We start from the raw sequence: 15,862 nt of genomic DNA on the forward strand, positions 1-15,862 counted from the left end.
ATGAAAAAAGTAGCTATAATTTTATTCGCTTTGGGCTTGATCTTCATGGGGGGCGGATGTACGAAATACTTGGATTCGGATTACTTGTTTGACGAACGTATGACAACCGAAGATGTGTTTACTAATTCGGATTATGCAAATCGTTGGTTGGCACGGGCTTATTATTTTCTAGGAACTAACGTGATGCAAGATGTGAGCAGTAAGAAAAGTGTGCCCTTTAATTTTGCCGACGATATGTATTATGGGGACGAAAATGATGAGTATAAAAGATGGAAAAATGGGCAATATGATGAAAATGGCTTAGGTGGGGAAAGTAAATCGATATGGGTAACAGCTTATCAGGGAATTCGTCAGGCTTCTGTTTTTTTGAATAATATTGATATGAACACGGAGTTTTCAGAGGCTGCAATAACCGATATGAAAGCACAAGCACGTTTTCTGAGGGCTTATTTCTATTGGGTGCTGATGCGGACCTACGGTCCTGTTCCGATTGTTCCGAGTGAAGGAATTGATTATACGTTGGATTACGATGCTATTGCGCAAGCCAGAAATACTTATGAAGATTGTGCGGTCTATGTAGCGACAGAGTTGGCAGAATCGGCAAAGGGGCTTGCTACTCAGCGTGGAACGGAGCAGATTGTCCGCCCAACGCGCGGGGCGGCGTTGGCTTTGCGTGCTCGTGTGTTACTGTTTGCTGCAAGTCCTCTTTTTAATGGAAAAGCTCCAGCGGATGTTGCAGCGGCTATGGTTGATAAAAAAGGAAATAGATTGTTGTCTGCAAATTATGATGAATCGAAGTGGGCAAGAGCTGCAGCGGCCGCTAAGGATGTAATGGATTTGGGGAAGTATCGTTTATACGTGGCCTATAAAAAAGAGGTGGGTGATATTGCTTATCCTGCTACGGTAACACCGCCGTTTGATGCGAATTTTTCTACAAATGCTTGGCCTAATGGATGGAGTGATATTGATCCTTTTGAGTCTTACCGAGCGTTATTTAATGGAACGGTGAATGTCGCCGAAAATCCAGAACTGATCTTTACACGTGGTCAGAACCAAGGTGGAGAGGGGATTAAAGTGTTGGTGCTTCATCAGCTTCCTCGTCTGGAAGGAAAGGGGTATAATTCGCATGGTATGACACAGAAGCAGATTGATGCTTATTATATGAATGATGGAAGTGATTTGCCAGGAATGAACGATATGTATCAAGGTCGTTCAGGGTATGCCGGGCGTTATAATACGCAGGCGCGTGCCTCTGGCTTTGTGCAGACTGCTGAATTGGGGAGCTATCCCGAGCTAGGGAGCTTGGGGGTTGGTGTGCACAAGCAGTATGTACACCGGGAACCTCGTTTCTATGCTTCTGTTTCTTACAATGGCTCTACTTGGAATTTTTTAAATGCCTTACAAGAAAATGATGAAGTCAAGAATGTACAGATTTATTACTATCGTGGAAATCCGAATGGTTATAAAAATACAACCTATTGGCCTCGCACGGGGATAGGTATCAAAAAATATGTTCACCCAAATGATATCAGTAATGTTGCGGTTACCGCGTATGACCAATCGCGGATAGAAGACAAAGTGGATCCTGCCATTCGTTATGCTGACGTGCTGTTGATGTATGCTGAGGCACTCAATGAATTATCTGGTTCTTATAATATTGAATCTTGGGATGGTAGTAAAACGCATAGCATAACGCGTAATGTAGCGGAGATGAAGCAAGGAATTCAACCTATCCGTATTCGTGCAGGGGTGCCTGACTACAGTGATGAGGTGTATGCTGATGCGGATAAGTTCCGGATTAAACTGAAGCGGGAACGCCAAATTGAGTTGTTTGCAGAGGGACACCGTTATTTTGATCTTCGCCGTTGGACAGATGCGCCAACGGAAGAGGCTGCTCCAGTTTATGGCTGTAATGCTTATAGTACTTCTGCACAGGCCGAACTTTTCCATATGCCGGTAGAGATTCCATCTTTGCCATCGATATTCACCCTGAAGATGTGGTTTTGGCCTATTCATTACGATGAGTTGCGACGGAATAAAGAATTGACACAAAATCCGGGTTGGACAAATCCGGAATAGGTAAGTAATTAAGTAGCAACAATGATTATGAAATATATACATATTCTATTTTTGGTAATAACTACGGCTATTTGTAGTATTTCCTGTAATAACGAGTGGGAAGATGAACAGTATGAGCAATTGGTATCTTTTAAAGCGGAACCGAATGATCAAGGTGTAACCCCAGCTTATATCCGTTATAATCCCAATGGAAAGGTTCGATTTGATTTACCGGTGATTATTAGTGGTTCTACACCAAACGTGCAGGATCGTATGGTGAGATTGGGCCTAGATTCGGATACGTTGGCAATCTTAAATCGGGAACAATATGGGGAACGTTCGGAGCTCTATTTTAGACAATTGGAAAGTCAGTATTACAGTATGCCCGACCAAATCAAAGTGCCGGCTGGACAAAGTGCTGTAACTGTTCCTATTGAATTTTCGTTGGGTGATTTGGATCAAGTCGATAAGTGGGTGTTACCTTTGCAGATTTTACCTGATGTATCGGGAAATTATCAGGTTAATCCACATAAACAATTTCGCCGTGCGATGTTGCGGATCACGGCATTTAACGATTACTCGGGAACTTATGGTGGAACATTGTACAAAATATTCCTTGATGGGAATACGAGTGAACCACTTACCCTAAATACGCATCGTACGTTTGTGGTAGACGAAAATACAATTTTCCTATATGCTGGAATACGGGATATTGATTATCGAGATCGGAAGGATTATAAAGTTTTTATTCGTTTTACCGATGAGATTATCGATGTGCAGAAGAGAAAGTTAGAGATATGGAGTGACAATGCTGAGAATAATAAGTTTAAACAAGGTAGCGCACAACCTTATTATATCATTGATGAGGAATGGGATCCCCAGCTTCCTTACATGAAACATATCTATATTACGTTGTATCTCTCGTATGAGTTTGAAGATTATACCACAGTGCCCGGACAGCGATTGAAATATACGGTGGATGGGACCTTATCTATGCAGCGTGATCTGAATACGTTGGTTCCGGATGAAGACCAACAGATTCAGTGGTAGGTTAAGGAGGTAATGATTAGGGCTTGAAGTATAGAAAAGGAAAAGCGTCCGTCGCTTTTCCTTTTTTATTGTATGTTTAGAACAAATACCGCAAATGGGGTATTTGAGTGCTTGTTGATTCTTGCTTTCTTTGTGGCTTGTCTATGTTGCCTTGTATATTAACTTTGTGTCATGTCCGATAAACTCCGTTTTCAAGATGAGAATTTACGAGCTTCTGATTTCTATAATGAAGTTTGGGTGCATTGTCCGATGTGTCGTAAGAAGGCGATAGCTACTGGGCTTGTAGATGAGGTCGAGGCGAGGTTGTTTTGTGAATACTGTGGTTTGCATCAAAGAAGATCTCGTGTGGTTTATTTTGGAAAGATTCGATCGGTTTGTGTATTAGCGGCTCACACTTATTTTGATGCCGAACTCTGGCTACAGCATCCTTTCAAAGGTGAAGTATTTTTTGCTTATAATGGTCATCATTTGAATTACCTAGAGGCTTATATTGGAGCTAAATTGCGGGAACATAAAGATCGTACGTATTTCACACTATTGGAGAAATTGCCTAGGTTTTACCATAGTGCAAAAAATAGAGCAGCTCTTTTAAAGATTATCTTGAAATTGAGACAAAAGGCTGTTTAAATTTTTATTGCTGATGAATAGGAGATGAAAAAGATGGTTTATAAAAATAACAAGCACGGACTTTTATTTATCCTAATGATGTCGCTAGGGACTTCGCTTTTTGGTCAGGAGTTGGGGGGATTATATAAGGGGAAAAGAATGAGGCCACCAATTGTGGAAAGACGGGATACTGCAGGTGTTATCCCTTTTGATTTAGCAAAACATGTTGAGTTGCTTTGTTACAACAATCGGATGGCTTGGTGGGCAGATGCTTTTGTTGGGCCTTCTCCATTGATTTTTAATGGAAGACTTATGGTACCTGCGGATAGTATTCTGTCGAGAGTTATATTGGGAGATAGTTTAAAACGAGAGTGGAGAGCGGCATTATATGAGGACCAGCTTTGCGCCGAACGTATGGTTGCTGGGTGTTATGAACCACGACATTTATTAGTGTTTTATGATGAATATAATCTCGTCGTGGGTGCTGTTGAAATTTGTGTAACCTGTTCTGGTGGTTATAGCAGCAATGGTCTACGTGATATTGTTTTTTGTCCTGACCGTATGACGGTATTGAGCTATTTGGTGCGTATTTCGAATTTGTAGTTTTCTTTCATCTGCTAGGTAGGCGTATCTATTCCACCGACTATTTCTTTGTGTAACTAAATTAAGTGATTTTTGTAAATTTTGGTCTGCGATATGAAAACTAGGTTGAAAAAAAGCGACTCTTTTGAAGTCGCTTTTTTGTAGCCCGTAGGGGAATCGAACCCCTGTTTCAAGAATGAAAATCTTGCGTCCTAACCCCTAGACGAACGGGCCTTTCTGTGTTTCGGTGTGCAAATATAGAAAGGATTATTTATTATCCAAAATTTTTTTAAAAAAAAATAATACGAAGAAAAATCTTACTTTTAGATTCATTTCAAAGACTAGACTAGACATGACGAAAACAAAAGGAATCTTGAAGTTGATGGCCTTAGGCTTATCGATGTTGGGAAGTTATTCCGTTTTTTCCCAAGAGGTGGCGCCTGTTGCACTACATTGGCATAAGACGTTGGATTATAATGGTGTTGATAAACTAGACCTAAAATTGGTGTTGAAGAATGTGGGCAGTAAAGCTCTTCTGTTGGCGGAGAAGGATCTTTGGTTTAATGCAATTTTCCCTATCTCAGAAAAGAAAACGGATGTTTACGAGATTTCTAACGAGAATGGTAACTTGTTTAGAATTAGATTCGCTGACGGTTTGCAATTAGCAATACGTGATTCTCTAGAAGTAACCTATACATCGAAGTATCCGATTTTAAATGTTTCTAATGTGCCTAATGGTTTTTATTTACAGAGTCGGACAAATCCGAACGAATATTTATCCGTTTCATTAGAAGCTAGTCCTTTGCAGCTCAGTGTAGAGAATGTAAATAACTATTGGTCGCAATTATATATGAAAAATGCATCGCGTCAGGTCTCTACAAATAGCCATACCATATTGCCTACACCAAGTTCATTAAAAGAAAGGAAAGGTAAGTTTACATTGCGTGGGCAAATTACATATTGTATAGATCCTTCATTTGAAGGAGAGCTGCCTAATTTGGAAGCATTTGTCTCTCGGTTTAAGCATATCAGTTTTGTTCGGAATGCTGGAAAAGGAGGACTTGAAATTAAAAAGGTGACTACTTTGGGAAAAGAAGCCTATAAACTCTATATCACTAAAAAAGGCATCGTTATAGAAGCGACTGATCCTGCGGGAGTCTTCTATGCAATACAATCCCTACAGTCTTTATTAGGGGTGTCAGACTTTGAAGCACTGGAGGTCGAGTTACCTATACTTGAAATTTCCGATGAGCCACGATTTGCTTACCGTGGTTTCATGTTGGATATTGCGCGGAATTTTAAAGACAAATCGACGATCCTCAAGTATTTGGATCTGATGGCTCGCTTTAAGTTGAATACCTTCCATTTTCATTTTATTGATGATGAAGGTTGGCGCATTGCTATTTCTTCGTTACCTGAACTCACCGAAATCGGGGCTAATCGTACACCGGAATTTTTGACAAATAAAGGCATACAACCTGCTTATGGATCAGGAGCTGAAAAGCTGGAAAAGGATTTTCTGACACGGGAAGACTTTATTGAAATTCTCCGTTATGCGAAACAACGTCATATTACTGTGGTGCCGGAAATCGAGACTCCTGGGCATGCGCGTGCATCTATTAAAGCGATGGAGGTACGCTATCATCGGTATATGGAACAAGGAAATCGAACAGAAGCTGAACGCTACCTGCTGCATGATTTCGATGATCACTCTGTATACAGTTCTGCTCAATATTGGACCGATAATGTGATGAATGTTGCATTGCCATCTGTGTATAGTTTTATCGGTGTGGTATTGGATGAGTTTAAGTCTATGTACACAGCCGCAGGATTGAAATTGAATAAAGTATCCTTGGGGGGAGATGAGGTACCCTCTGGGGCTTGGGAACATTCACCTAAAATTAAATCGTTGATGGATAGTTTGCAACTTAAATCTGTTTACGAGGTATGGCCTTATTATATTAAGCGGGTGAATGAACTTTGTGAGGATCGAGGATTACAAATGGCTGGTTGGGAAGAGATGGGGATGGTAAACAGGGGAAATGGCATGGAGGTTAATGAACAGTTGGCAAGTACAAATATACAATTGGATGTCTGGAACAATCTGATTGGTGGAGGACAAGAGGACTTGACTTACAGATTGGCTAATGCCGGCTATCAAACGGCTTATATCAGTGCTAATAACAATTATTTTGATATGGCTTGGGATACGAATTTTGCTGAGCCAGGGTTAAAATGGGCAACTTATGCAGACCTTTACCAGTCTTATACCTTTCTTCCGGCAAACTTCTTCGGAAGTATACATCAAACTGTGAATGGTTCGAAATATAAGACCGGATATTTTAATAATAAGGTTCGGCTCAATGAAAAGGGCAAATCAAACTTGTTAGGCGTAAAAGGTGGGCTGTGGGCAGAGACCGTAGCCACAGAGGATCGGTTGGATTATATGGTCTTTCCTCGCTTTTTCGCTTTGGCAGAACGGGCGTGGGCACCAGAAAAATCGTATGAGTCTGATGCTGTATTAGATGTGGACGCCTTCAATCGCGATTACAGTTCGTTGTTGAATAAAATTGGGTTTAACGAATTGCCTAAGTTAGCATCTTCGGTTAAGTTTCGTCTGCCTGGAGTAGGTGTGAAAGAAGAAAAAGGGAAGCTCTATGCGAATACAGAATATCCTGGATTTAACATTTACTACACGGAGGACGGCAGTAGCCCTGCCTTATCCAGCATCCGCTATACAGATCCAATAAAAGTCGCTAAAGGGCAGATTTATAACTTCGTAGTTATCGATGCCGAAGGGCGAAAAGGAGTTGTTTCCGTTATTCAGAAATAAAAGGGAGAATCTGCTTTAACTCAATGTCCTGATGAGAAGCATGGAAAAGACATGAGTCTCCTTTTAATACGAGTAATTGAGGAGATTCGTGTCTCACGTCCCAGTGTTGGGCTATATAGTCTGAAACATCTCTTAAGCGAATGAGATCAAGGAGGTATATGGGCATATCGGGTGGGAGTAGGTGGAAATCATACTCCAACGAGCGGCGCGCCATACTGCTCACGGAACAGCGTGTACTGTGTTTGAAGATAAAAAAAACTTGGTTTTTTTGAGAAAGTTCTTCTAATTCGACAATGGTTGATAATGGTTTCCAGCTCATTTTTTATAAATTTGAAAATTTAGAGTCTTCCATCTCGGTAAATGCTGCCACCGTAGTAAAGGATGTACTCTTGTCTTGATTGTTCATGCTTTTAAAAGTTGTGGGTAAGAATAATCCTCCTCCAATGTCTTTATAGCCATTAATATAAAACTCATTCCCGTCATTGTCTACTAATTGCTTGATGTATCCTGTTTCGTTGTTAAAAAAAACTTCCCCTGAAAGGGCATTGTCTTTGAGTTGAAAAGGAACGGCCTGCAATTTTTCTGCATTTACAATTTTTAATGTTGATTTACCTGTTTTAGTCTCAGGTTTATCCATTAGGACTGGAAGGAAAAGAAAATTTACATCTTTTTTGAATTGCTCATAGATCTTTAAGAAGCTATCGTTTGTGGTCGTATTTGTAAGTTTAACTTCTTCACCGTTATTGTAGAACCGTATCAATTTCTGGTTTTTGAAATTGAATAAAACCACCACATTGTTGCCATCGGCTGATTTTCCTTCGAAACGCACCTGCCCTGATTGTTTATTGATAAGGAATTTTCGAGCACCTTGCAGATATTTCGCTTCGTTGCCATTGGCAGTAAAAAGAATATAGTTGGTATTGTCCCACTTTGTTTTTCCTCCAATACCTTTCCATAACGCGGAAACCGATTCGTGATTGCCTTGCGCCTCTACTATTATTCCGCTTAGGATATAGATTCCTAGTAGAATGATTTTTAGGAATGTTTTCATAGTAACTTCCATAAGTAAACTGGCTTCGTTTCTATTTGGGTAAAGAGAGGAAGCTCAGCTTATTTTTTTTATCTTATTTTGACCGATTTTTTTTCTTTGGGTACGTACTGTAAGCTGCACACTGTTTCTGTGAAGAACAAGCAGCTAAAATAGTGCTTCCTAGAAAAAAAATGCCGATTAATACTATAAAATAGCGTTTCATATCTAAATCATTATTTATTCATGTGTACTGCTTTTAAAAGTAGTCTTGCGCTCTTTGTCGATCTGCGTATTGGGTTCTTTTACTAAAGAACCCAATACGTTCTCGTATGATTTAAGCTACTTATAATACCGTCAGAAATACGTTTAATATTTCTGACTGATAAGTCCCATTTGGATTGCCGTGATGGCCGCTTCTTCCCCCTTGTTCCCATGTTTTCCTCCAGCACGATCTAATGCCTGCTCTTGATTGTCTGTTGTTAGAACGCCAAAAATGACTGGTTTGTTGTATTTCAAAGCTACATTTGCAATACCATTGCCTACGGCGTTACAGATAAAGTCAAAATGTCTGGTTTCTCCTTGAATGACACATCCCAAACAGATCACGGCGTCGATGCTCTCATCTCTTAACACAATATCTGCTCCCGCTATAAGTTCGTAACTTCCAGGGACGCGGACAACCTCAATGTTGCTTTCTAAAGCGCCATGTGCGACTAGACCTGTCACGGCCCCGTCTAAAAGCGCTCCGGTTATTGTTGCATTCCATTGTGCCACCACAATGGCAAATTTTAAACCTTTAGCATTTCCGACCTCTAAATGAGAGAAATCCGATAAATTTTTCAAACTACTTGACATGCGGGCAAAGATACGCAAAACTTTCATGATTCCATTGAGTGAACAATCTTGGCGCGAGTTCATTACATCAATTATATAAGAACCTGTTCGAGCAAAAAAAAGCTGCTTTTCTTACAAAAGCAGCTTTGATATATTTTTTTTTATCGCCTTATTGTTTGGCTTGTACCCTTGCCAATGGACCATCTATCATATTGGCTTCTGGACTTTCTGGGTAATCAGATTTTATTGTTTGGTAAGCTTGTTCTGCATTTTTGAAATCTTCCAACGCCTCATATACTAAGCCTAATTTTTTTAAGAATAAAGGAGTCGTGTATGAATTTTTACTTTTATCAGATGCTTTTTTGTAGTAGTCTGCTGCTGATTTATAATCTTTAGACTCTGAATAGGCATCTCCAATTAATCCTGTTACCAATGGGTCAAGAATTTCACTTCCTGTATCGGAGTATTTTTGTAGATATTTGATGGCGTCTTGTAAGTTTCCTTGACGTAAAAACAATCCACCTAAATAAGCATTTGCAATGTTTGCAGATTTTGTGTTTGAATATTCGTCTGCGATTTCTTTGAAACCAAGAAATGAACCGTCGCCATTAATAGCTTTAGCTTGTAACGAATCAATCATGGCATATTCTTCCGCTTTATAAATTTGGTTGGAAGCCTTTTCTGCGCGCGGCGCTAGATATAGTTTTTGATAACCTAAATACAACAATATCAAGACGATGATACCGCCAACAATGAAGATTATGCTTTTTTGATTGTCCTGAAAAAATGAACCCGATGATCTTTTAGGTTCTGTTGGATTTACATTTGTGTTTGACATCTGTTATTATCGTATAATAAATATGGAACGCAAAATTACACTTTTAAAAGTTTAATACAAGCTTTATAAAAAAAAAGGAAGATGGGAAAATGAGATTTTGGTAGAAATGTAAATTTAAATATTATCAAATATCAAGAATAATCTCTAAATTCACTAGTTTAAAAATTGGATGTGATTGATAGCATGAATGATATATCGAAAATTGCGCAGAAGGCCATATTTCAAACGCAAGAGGCTTTGGCAACGGTGGGAAAGACAAATAATACACTAAAGATCGGTGTGCCAAAGGAAATATCGTTCCAGGAAAAGAGAATTCCGTTGACCCCTCTTTCTGTGGCGCTGTTGGTAGAATATGGTCATGAAGTCATTATCGAATCTGGAGCAGGAGAAGCTTCAAATTTTTTAGATAGGCATTACAGCGAACAAGGGGCAAGGATTACAGGCGACAGGCAGCAAGTATTTCATTGTGATATTTTAATCAAGATTGCAAGCCCGACTTTAGAAGAAGTGGGGTTGATGAAAGCAAAGCAGGTTCTATTGTCGTCTCATCAGCCATCTTTAATGGATCTGAAAGTGCTGCAAAGTTTGATGCGGAAGCAAATCACGTCATTGTCTTACGAGTATTTGAAGGATGAGGGAGGCCATCTTACTGTTGTACGTGCGATGAGTGAAATCGTAGGTGCTACCTCAGTGCTGATTGCTGCAGAATATCTGAGCAATATTTTCGATGGAAAAGGATTAATGCTAGGCGGTGTGACGGGGGTACCCCCAACGGAAATGGTGATTATAGGTGCTGGAACAGTCGGTGAGTACGCAGCTCGAGCTGCGATAGCACTAGGGGCACAAGTGAAAGTCTTCGATAGCTCTGTGTATCGGTTGCGTAGATTACAAAATAATGTGGGTAGTCGGGTTTTTACATCGGTTATTCAGCCTATCGTTTTAAATAAAGCTGTTCGGTCCTGTGACGTGGTTATTGGTGCCGTTCGAGCAACAAATGGCAGATCTCCTTGTATTATATCGGAGGATACCGTGTCGAAAATGAAACCTAATTCGGTTCTTATCGATATCAGTATAGACCAAGGAGGCTGTTTTGAAACATCGGAAGTTACAACCCACGACAAGCCGACATTCCGTAAATATGATGTGATTCATTATTGCGTGCCAAATATTGCATCTAGAGTAGCGAGAACTGCGACTTATGCGTTGACAAATATCTTTACACCTTTGCTTTTACAAATTGGCGAGTGTGGAGGCATGAATAATATGATCTGGTCGGACAAATGTATCCGGAGTGCCATTTATCTTTATCAAGGGATGTTGACGAACAAAGATATTGCGGAAAAATTTAATTTACCTTCTAAAGATCTAGACTTAATTATTGTAGCTAATCAATAATATTATTATGCGATTTATATTTTCATTTTTATTTGTTGTGTTGTTAAACTATTACACGCTGGCTCAAGATAAAGTAACACTTTATGAGCAAATACCGAATGTAGCATCAGCTGCTGAAAAATTAGGAGATGCTGATATCCCTGTTTTATATCGATATGAAATAAAAGGCTCGGATAAAGCTGTATTAATTATTCCGGGAGGGGGATATGCTCACGTTGCTATTGATCATGAAGGGCACGCTGTGGCGAAAGAATTTAATAAGCAGGGATATAGTGCTTTTGTACTTTATTATCGGTTGCCGAAAGATCAAACCATGAAAGAACGGAAAATCGGCCCCTTGCAAGATGCGCAACGCGCTATGCAGTATATCCGTGAGCAGTACGCTTTTAAAAAGGTGGGCGTCCTTGGTTTTTCTGCAGGCGGACATTTGGCCTCTACGCTTTCAAACCATTTTGATGATGTAAAAATCGAGAATTCTAAGAATACTCGATTAGCGCCGGATTTTTCGGTTTTAGTTTATCCAGTAATATCGATGGATGATGCAATCACGCACAAAGGTTCAAAAAAGAATCTTATTGGGGCAACCCCGACAGCGGATGATCAAGCTTATTTTTCATTGGAAACGCAAGTTTCTGAAAAAACGCCGCCTACATATTTGGTGCATGCCGAGGACGACTCCGCTGTGCCGATTGCCAATTCGCTACGTTACAAAGAGGCTTTGGATAAATTTGGAGTCTACAATGGCATTTTTTTCTATAAAACAGGAGGACATGGCTTCGGTTTAGTGAACAAGACCGATGCTGGAAAATGGTCTGATGCCATGTTTGTTTGGTTGAAAAGCTTAGGGGATAAGTAGTATTTGGTATCCTATTGAATAAATTGGATATACTTTGCAATAGTGATATCCAATTTACTTCCGATTATCATATCTGATACAGGGTGCATAATGGCATGTAATGTCAGTCCATTGCCATTAGACATCACGACCTCTTTATAAAAACCCCGAAATCTAATGTCGGTTACCTGATAGTTTCCATCGATCTTCTGTTGGAAAATAATATCCTCTTGGTGTATACCAATCGGGGCACTGGCTGTAATACCCAGGACGGATGCTTGTTCACGAGATAAGATATTACTTTTTGCCAAAAGTTGCGCTGTATAGCTATGTTTTGGTGTATAATATAATTGTTGAGGAGAACCTTGTTCTACAATCTTCGCATTTTTCATAACAATAAGCTCGTCTGCCATCGCAAGGACCTCTGTTGGATCATGTGATACCAAAATAATTGTCAAGCCGGTTTCTTCAACGATATGCTTGATGTCTTGTTGTAGTGCATCCCGAAAGGCAGCATCAACTTGATTAAAAGGTTCGTCCATTAAAAGCACCTCGGGTTCGTTTATCAAAGCCCGTGCAATAGCAACCCTTTGCTTCTCTCCACCGCTGAGGTCGGCTACCCGTTGTTGTGCAAGGTGATCGATTTTTAATCGCTCTAATGTCTCCCTTGTTTTTGATTCTTTACGGGAAAGGTTGGTATTGGGCAGTTGTGAGGCAACATTGTCCCATACTTTTGCGTATAGATTGAGGTCGTCAAATCCCTGCGAAACCAATTTCATCGCATCATGGCCAGGTATAAGCTTATCTTTTCGAGTAGGGACAAGCCAACCTTTATATCTTACTTCTCCATTATTGGGTTCTAGGAGGCCATAAATCAGTTTCAACAAGGTGCTCTTTCCGCTACCTGACTCCCCAATGATAGCTGTTATTTTATTTTCTTGAATACCGAAATCTACCTGGTTGACAGCGACGACTTCTTGTTTTGCCATGAAGATGTGCGAGAGCTCTTTCCCATGAATCAAGGGAAGGCCTACTTGCTGTGTATCGGTTGGGATATATTGACAGGAATAGGATTGTTGTACCATAAGATAAAAAATGCCGAACAACGTGTTCGGCACAAAAGTACGTATTTATATTTTAAGGAATTGGGATTTCGGAGGTATACGTTCTTTAGGTGTTCAATCTGCTTTAGAATCCTAAGGTAAGTCCGAAGGTAAAGTTATTTACGTTGGCTTGTGCAGGACTGTTTTCGAACATGTCGTTCAGGTAATACTTGGCAAATACCCCTACACAGTCGAAGCCTACTCGGGCAAATACTCCATATTGGAAACTGGCTAGATTATAGTTGTCTTTATATTTTTGTTTACCGAGCTCTTCACTTTTAAGCCGTTGTGTTCCCTTTAATAAGATGCCTGTCATTGCTCCGAATGCGAATTTCGCCCGGTCGCCATGACGATTTTTCCGACTTCTTAATTCGAAGGTTAGTGGTAGGCGAAGGTATGTGGATGTGAAAATGTTTTTATCATACTGTATGTCGGAATCTGCGTAAGATAGTGGAGTCGCTTCCGTATCTAAAATAATATTTTTTTTCAACCGTAAATAATTCCATTCGAAACCTGTAGAAAGGTAAACTTTCAGTATGTCGTTAAAGCGTAGTCCAATCTGTGCTAGATCAAAGCCGAAATTTGACGCTTTCTTGTAATCTAAAAATTGATTGTCAGCAGATAGCGTAAAGCTACCATCGTCGATAAGGCGCGAAAATCCCCAGTCTATGCGTGAAAAAGTCAATCCGCCGAAAATGCGGGGATATTTAATTTGTTTACCATCATCGTCATAGTCTTTCTTTCCGATTGTTGGTTCGAGATCAAAGTTTTTGGAGTTCACAATGCTGTCGGATTCGACTTCTTGCGCGACTGTGTTGGCGTGGAAAATGATTAGTAAACCAAATGCAGCAAGTATGTTTTTTGATATAAGATTTTTCATATGTGTAATTGTTTGAAATACGTTTTGTTTTAGTGCTAAGTCTCGTTTAATAATGTTATTTTCTTTTCTTTGTTCGGTTTCTTACAAATGTATTGTATACATCTATACGCAGAGAGCCTTCATCGTCGTTGCTAAAATGAACCGTTTTCGTTTCATCTGGATTGATAACATCCGAAATTTTGTTAAGTAATCCGGATACTAATCCATTGTTTTGTGTTGGACGGGCCACAGCAAGCATGGTATCTTCCTCCTCTAGATTTTCTATGAGAGGTTGTATGGGGTCGATTTCGACAACACGGTAGGTAATATGTTGAGGCACATCGGCAGTCCTGTTGTAGGTTGGCTGTTGCAATTGGGCCACTTCGATTTCTAACCGCATGAGCTTCTTCTTCTCGATTTCATTTGGCGACGAGTTCTCGTTTTTCAACGCAGGACTTTCTCCAGAACTTGAGGATGGTAAACTCTCTCTGGTTTCTTCAGGCATTTTAGGCGTTTCTTCTGCTAGCGTCAAGGGGACTGATAAGGGTTGTTTTACGGCATTCTCTAGTACCTTCGGTTGCTGCGCTAAGCGGGGCATTTCGTCGGTTCGGAAGTCAGTGTTGAAATAGTGAAAGGTCCCCCAACTGATAGTGCCAATCAATACACAGGCTGCTGCATAGGAAATCCAGCGTCTGCGCCACAATGGAATGACTTTTTCACGGTCTAATTCGTCCGATATTTTCTTCCAAAGATCTTGATCGGGTGATACCTCTTTATCTTTTAGATAGTCACTAAACAACTTGTCTATTTGTTTGTCATTCATATCTCTAGATCCTCCATTTTTAACAATTTATCTTTTAACCATTGTCTCGCTCGAGAAAGTTGCGACTTTGAATTGCCCTCACTGATGGATAGCATTTCTGCAATTTCGCGATGCGAGTAACCTTCTATCGCGTAGAGATTGAAAATCGTTCTATAGCCAATAGGAAGGCTTTTTATCAGTGTCAGTAAGTCGTTGTACAAAAGGTTGTCTTGACTGCTGTCCGTAGACGGAATTGTATGGTGTTGTTCGTCTACGGGCTCCAGATAGGATAGATTGTTCTTTCGATGATTTTCAATAGCCGTATTGACCATGATCTTCCTTATCCATCCTTCTAAAGAACCTTTATTTTCAAAATAATGACACTTCTGAAAAACTTTGATGAATCCCAGTTGCAGAATGTCTTTTGCTGCGGCTTCATTAGGAGCGTAGCGAATACATACGGCATACATTTTTTTGGACAACAGCTGGTACAGTTGAAATTGAGCTTTTCTGTCTCCTTTCAGGCATTTTGTCCAAATGATATCCAACATATTTGTTTCCTGGGTTAATCAGTCTTTATAAGAAAGACGAAGGAAGAAGGAAGAAGGTTGCATGGATGCGAAAATTATTTTGCAATAATTTTTCGGACGGTGGGATCTAGGATTTCAATATGAATCTGTCGAGCATCTAAAGGAAGTAAATTAGGGATTTTTTCAGGCCACTCGACAAAGCAATAGCAACCGCTATAAAAGTATTCTTCATAGCCTAAGTCCAGTGCTTCTTCCTCATTCTTTAATCGATAGAAGTCAAAATGATAAATAGGGCCTGAAGCGGAGGCGTATTCGTTGACTATGGAGAACGTGGGGCTGGAAGTGCTATCGCTTACCCCTAATTCCTGAGCAAAAGCATTAACGAGTGTCGTTTTCCCTGCCCCCATATTGCCACGAAGTAGAAAAATTCTATCCTTTAGATAATGATTCAGGATCATTTTCGCTGCGTTAGCTAGTTCTGATATGTTATTAACTAGGATTTCCATG

16 protein-coding genes and 1 tRNA gene are annotated in these 15,862 nt (G+C 40.0%); 7 read left to right on the forward strand and 10 right to left on the reverse strand.

Annotated elements, in window-relative coordinates; genetic code table 11:
• The 4 genes from ACSZOX_RS13580 to ACSZOX_RS13595 all read left to right on the forward strand — a co-directional run bounded on the left by ACSZOX_RS13580 (window position 1) and on the right by ACSZOX_RS13595 (window position 4,317).
• The gene (locus ACSZOX_RS13580; RefSeq protein ID WP_437920574.1) at window positions 1–2,079 is read left to right on the forward strand and encodes a RagB/SusD family nutrient uptake outer membrane protein; all 2,079 of its coding nucleotides are present in this window, start codon (window positions 1–3) and stop codon (window positions 2,077–2,079) included.
• Between the two features lie 27 nt (window positions 2,080–2,106).
• A complete protein-coding gene (locus ACSZOX_RS13585) occupies window positions 2,107–3,108 on the forward strand; it encodes a DUF4973 domain-containing protein (RefSeq protein ID WP_437920575.1) in 1,002 nt (333 codons plus the stop codon).
• Between the two features lie 171 nt (window positions 3,109–3,279).
• The gene (locus ACSZOX_RS13590; RefSeq protein WP_437920576.1) at window positions 3,280–3,735 is read left to right on the forward strand and encodes a hypothetical protein; all 456 of its coding nucleotides are present in this window, start codon (window positions 3,280–3,282) and stop codon (window positions 3,733–3,735) included.
• 24 nt (window positions 3,736–3,759) lie between these two features.
• A complete protein-coding gene (locus ACSZOX_RS13595) occupies window positions 3,760–4,317 on the forward strand; it encodes a hypothetical protein (protein WP_437920577.1) in 558 nt (185 codons plus the stop codon).
• Between the two features lie 141 nt (window positions 4,318–4,458).
• Here ACSZOX_RS13595 and ACSZOX_RS13600 read toward each other — a convergent pair.
• Window positions 4,459–4,530 (reverse strand) — tRNA-Glu (locus ACSZOX_RS13600).
• A gap of 118 nt (window positions 4,531–4,648) precedes the next feature.
• On the opposite strand from ACSZOX_RS13600, the gene ACSZOX_RS13605 reads away from it, so the two are divergent.
• Window positions 4,649–7,129 (forward strand): family 20 glycosylhydrolase, encoded by a 2,481-nt coding sequence (locus ACSZOX_RS13605; RefSeq protein WP_437920578.1) that lies wholly within the window; start codon window positions 4,649–4,651, stop codon window positions 7,127–7,129.
• Here the strand turns inward: ACSZOX_RS13605 and ytxJ are convergent.
• From ytxJ to ACSZOX_RS13625, 4 genes are all read right to left on the reverse strand, one after another.
• Window positions 7,116–7,448, reverse strand: coding sequence for a bacillithiol system redox-active protein YtxJ (ytxJ, locus tag ACSZOX_RS13610; protein ID WP_437920580.1), 333 nt, complete (start codon window positions 7,446–7,448; stop codon window positions 7,116–7,118). The two genes, ACSZOX_RS13605 and ytxJ, sit on opposite strands and share 14 nt — an antisense overlap.
• A 3-nt stretch (window positions 7,449–7,451) precedes the next feature.
• Window positions 7,452–8,180 (reverse strand): hypothetical protein, encoded by a 729-nt coding sequence (locus tag ACSZOX_RS13615; RefSeq protein WP_437920581.1) that lies wholly within the window; start codon window positions 8,178–8,180, stop codon window positions 7,452–7,454.
• 345 nt (window positions 8,181–8,525) lie between these two features.
• The gene (gene ribH / locus ACSZOX_RS13620; protein ID WP_437920808.1) at window positions 8,526–9,014 is read right to left on the reverse strand and encodes a 6,7-dimethyl-8-ribityllumazine synthase; all 489 of its coding nucleotides are present in this window, start codon (window positions 9,012–9,014) and stop codon (window positions 8,526–8,528) included.
• 148 nt (window positions 9,015–9,162) lie between these two features.
• Window positions 9,163–9,831 (reverse strand): tetratricopeptide repeat protein, encoded by a 669-nt coding sequence (locus ACSZOX_RS13625; RefSeq protein ID WP_437920583.1) that lies wholly within the window; start codon window positions 9,829–9,831, stop codon window positions 9,163–9,165.
• A gap of 183 nt (window positions 9,832–10,014) precedes the next feature.
• On the opposite strand from ACSZOX_RS13625, the gene ACSZOX_RS13630 reads away from it, so the two are divergent.
• A complete protein-coding gene (locus tag ACSZOX_RS13630) occupies window positions 10,015–11,226 on the forward strand; it encodes an alanine dehydrogenase (RefSeq protein WP_437920585.1) in 1,212 nt (403 codons plus the stop codon).
• Window positions 11,227–11,233: 7 nt separating this feature from the next.
• Complete coding sequence (locus ACSZOX_RS13635) at window positions 11,234–12,082, forward strand: alpha/beta hydrolase (RefSeq protein ID WP_437920586.1); 849 nt, start codon at window positions 11,234–11,236, stop codon at window positions 12,080–12,082.
• Between the two features lie 11 nt (window positions 12,083–12,093).
• Here the strand turns inward: ACSZOX_RS13635 and ACSZOX_RS13640 are convergent, their stop codons facing one another.
• The 5 genes from ACSZOX_RS13640 to tsaE all read right to left on the reverse strand — a co-directional run bounded on the left by ACSZOX_RS13640 (window position 12,094) and on the right by tsaE (window position 15,861).
• The gene (locus ACSZOX_RS13640; RefSeq protein ID WP_437920587.1) at window positions 12,094–13,146 is read right to left on the reverse strand and encodes an ABC transporter ATP-binding protein; all 1,053 of its coding nucleotides are present in this window, start codon (window positions 13,144–13,146) and stop codon (window positions 12,094–12,096) included.
• A 103-nt stretch (window positions 13,147–13,249) separates the two neighbouring features.
• Window positions 13,250–14,044, reverse strand: coding sequence for an outer membrane beta-barrel protein (locus tag ACSZOX_RS13645; protein ID WP_437920588.1), 795 nt, complete (start codon window positions 14,042–14,044; stop codon window positions 13,250–13,252).
• A gap of 55 nt (window positions 14,045–14,099) precedes the next feature.
• Window positions 14,100–14,846, reverse strand: coding sequence for a hypothetical protein (locus ACSZOX_RS13650; RefSeq protein WP_437920589.1), 747 nt, complete (start codon window positions 14,844–14,846; stop codon window positions 14,100–14,102).
• Window positions 14,843–15,376, reverse strand: a complete 534-nt coding sequence (locus tag ACSZOX_RS13655; RefSeq protein WP_437920590.1) for an RNA polymerase sigma factor — start codon at window positions 15,374–15,376, stop codon at window positions 14,843–14,845. The genes ACSZOX_RS13650 and ACSZOX_RS13655 overlap by 4 nt, the downstream gene beginning before the upstream one ends.
• 74 nt (window positions 15,377–15,450) lie before the next feature.
• Window positions 15,451–15,861, reverse strand: coding sequence for a tRNA (adenosine(37)-N6)-threonylcarbamoyltransferase complex ATPase subunit type 1 TsaE (gene tsaE / locus ACSZOX_RS13660; RefSeq protein ID WP_437920591.1), 411 nt, complete (start codon window positions 15,859–15,861; stop codon window positions 15,451–15,453).
• Window position 15,862: the final 1 nt, after the last annotated feature.

This window comes from Sphingobacterium sp. LRF_L2 (assembly GCF_965644235.1).
Lineage (GTDB): Bacteria > Bacteroidota > Bacteroidia > Sphingobacteriales > Sphingobacteriaceae > Sphingobacterium.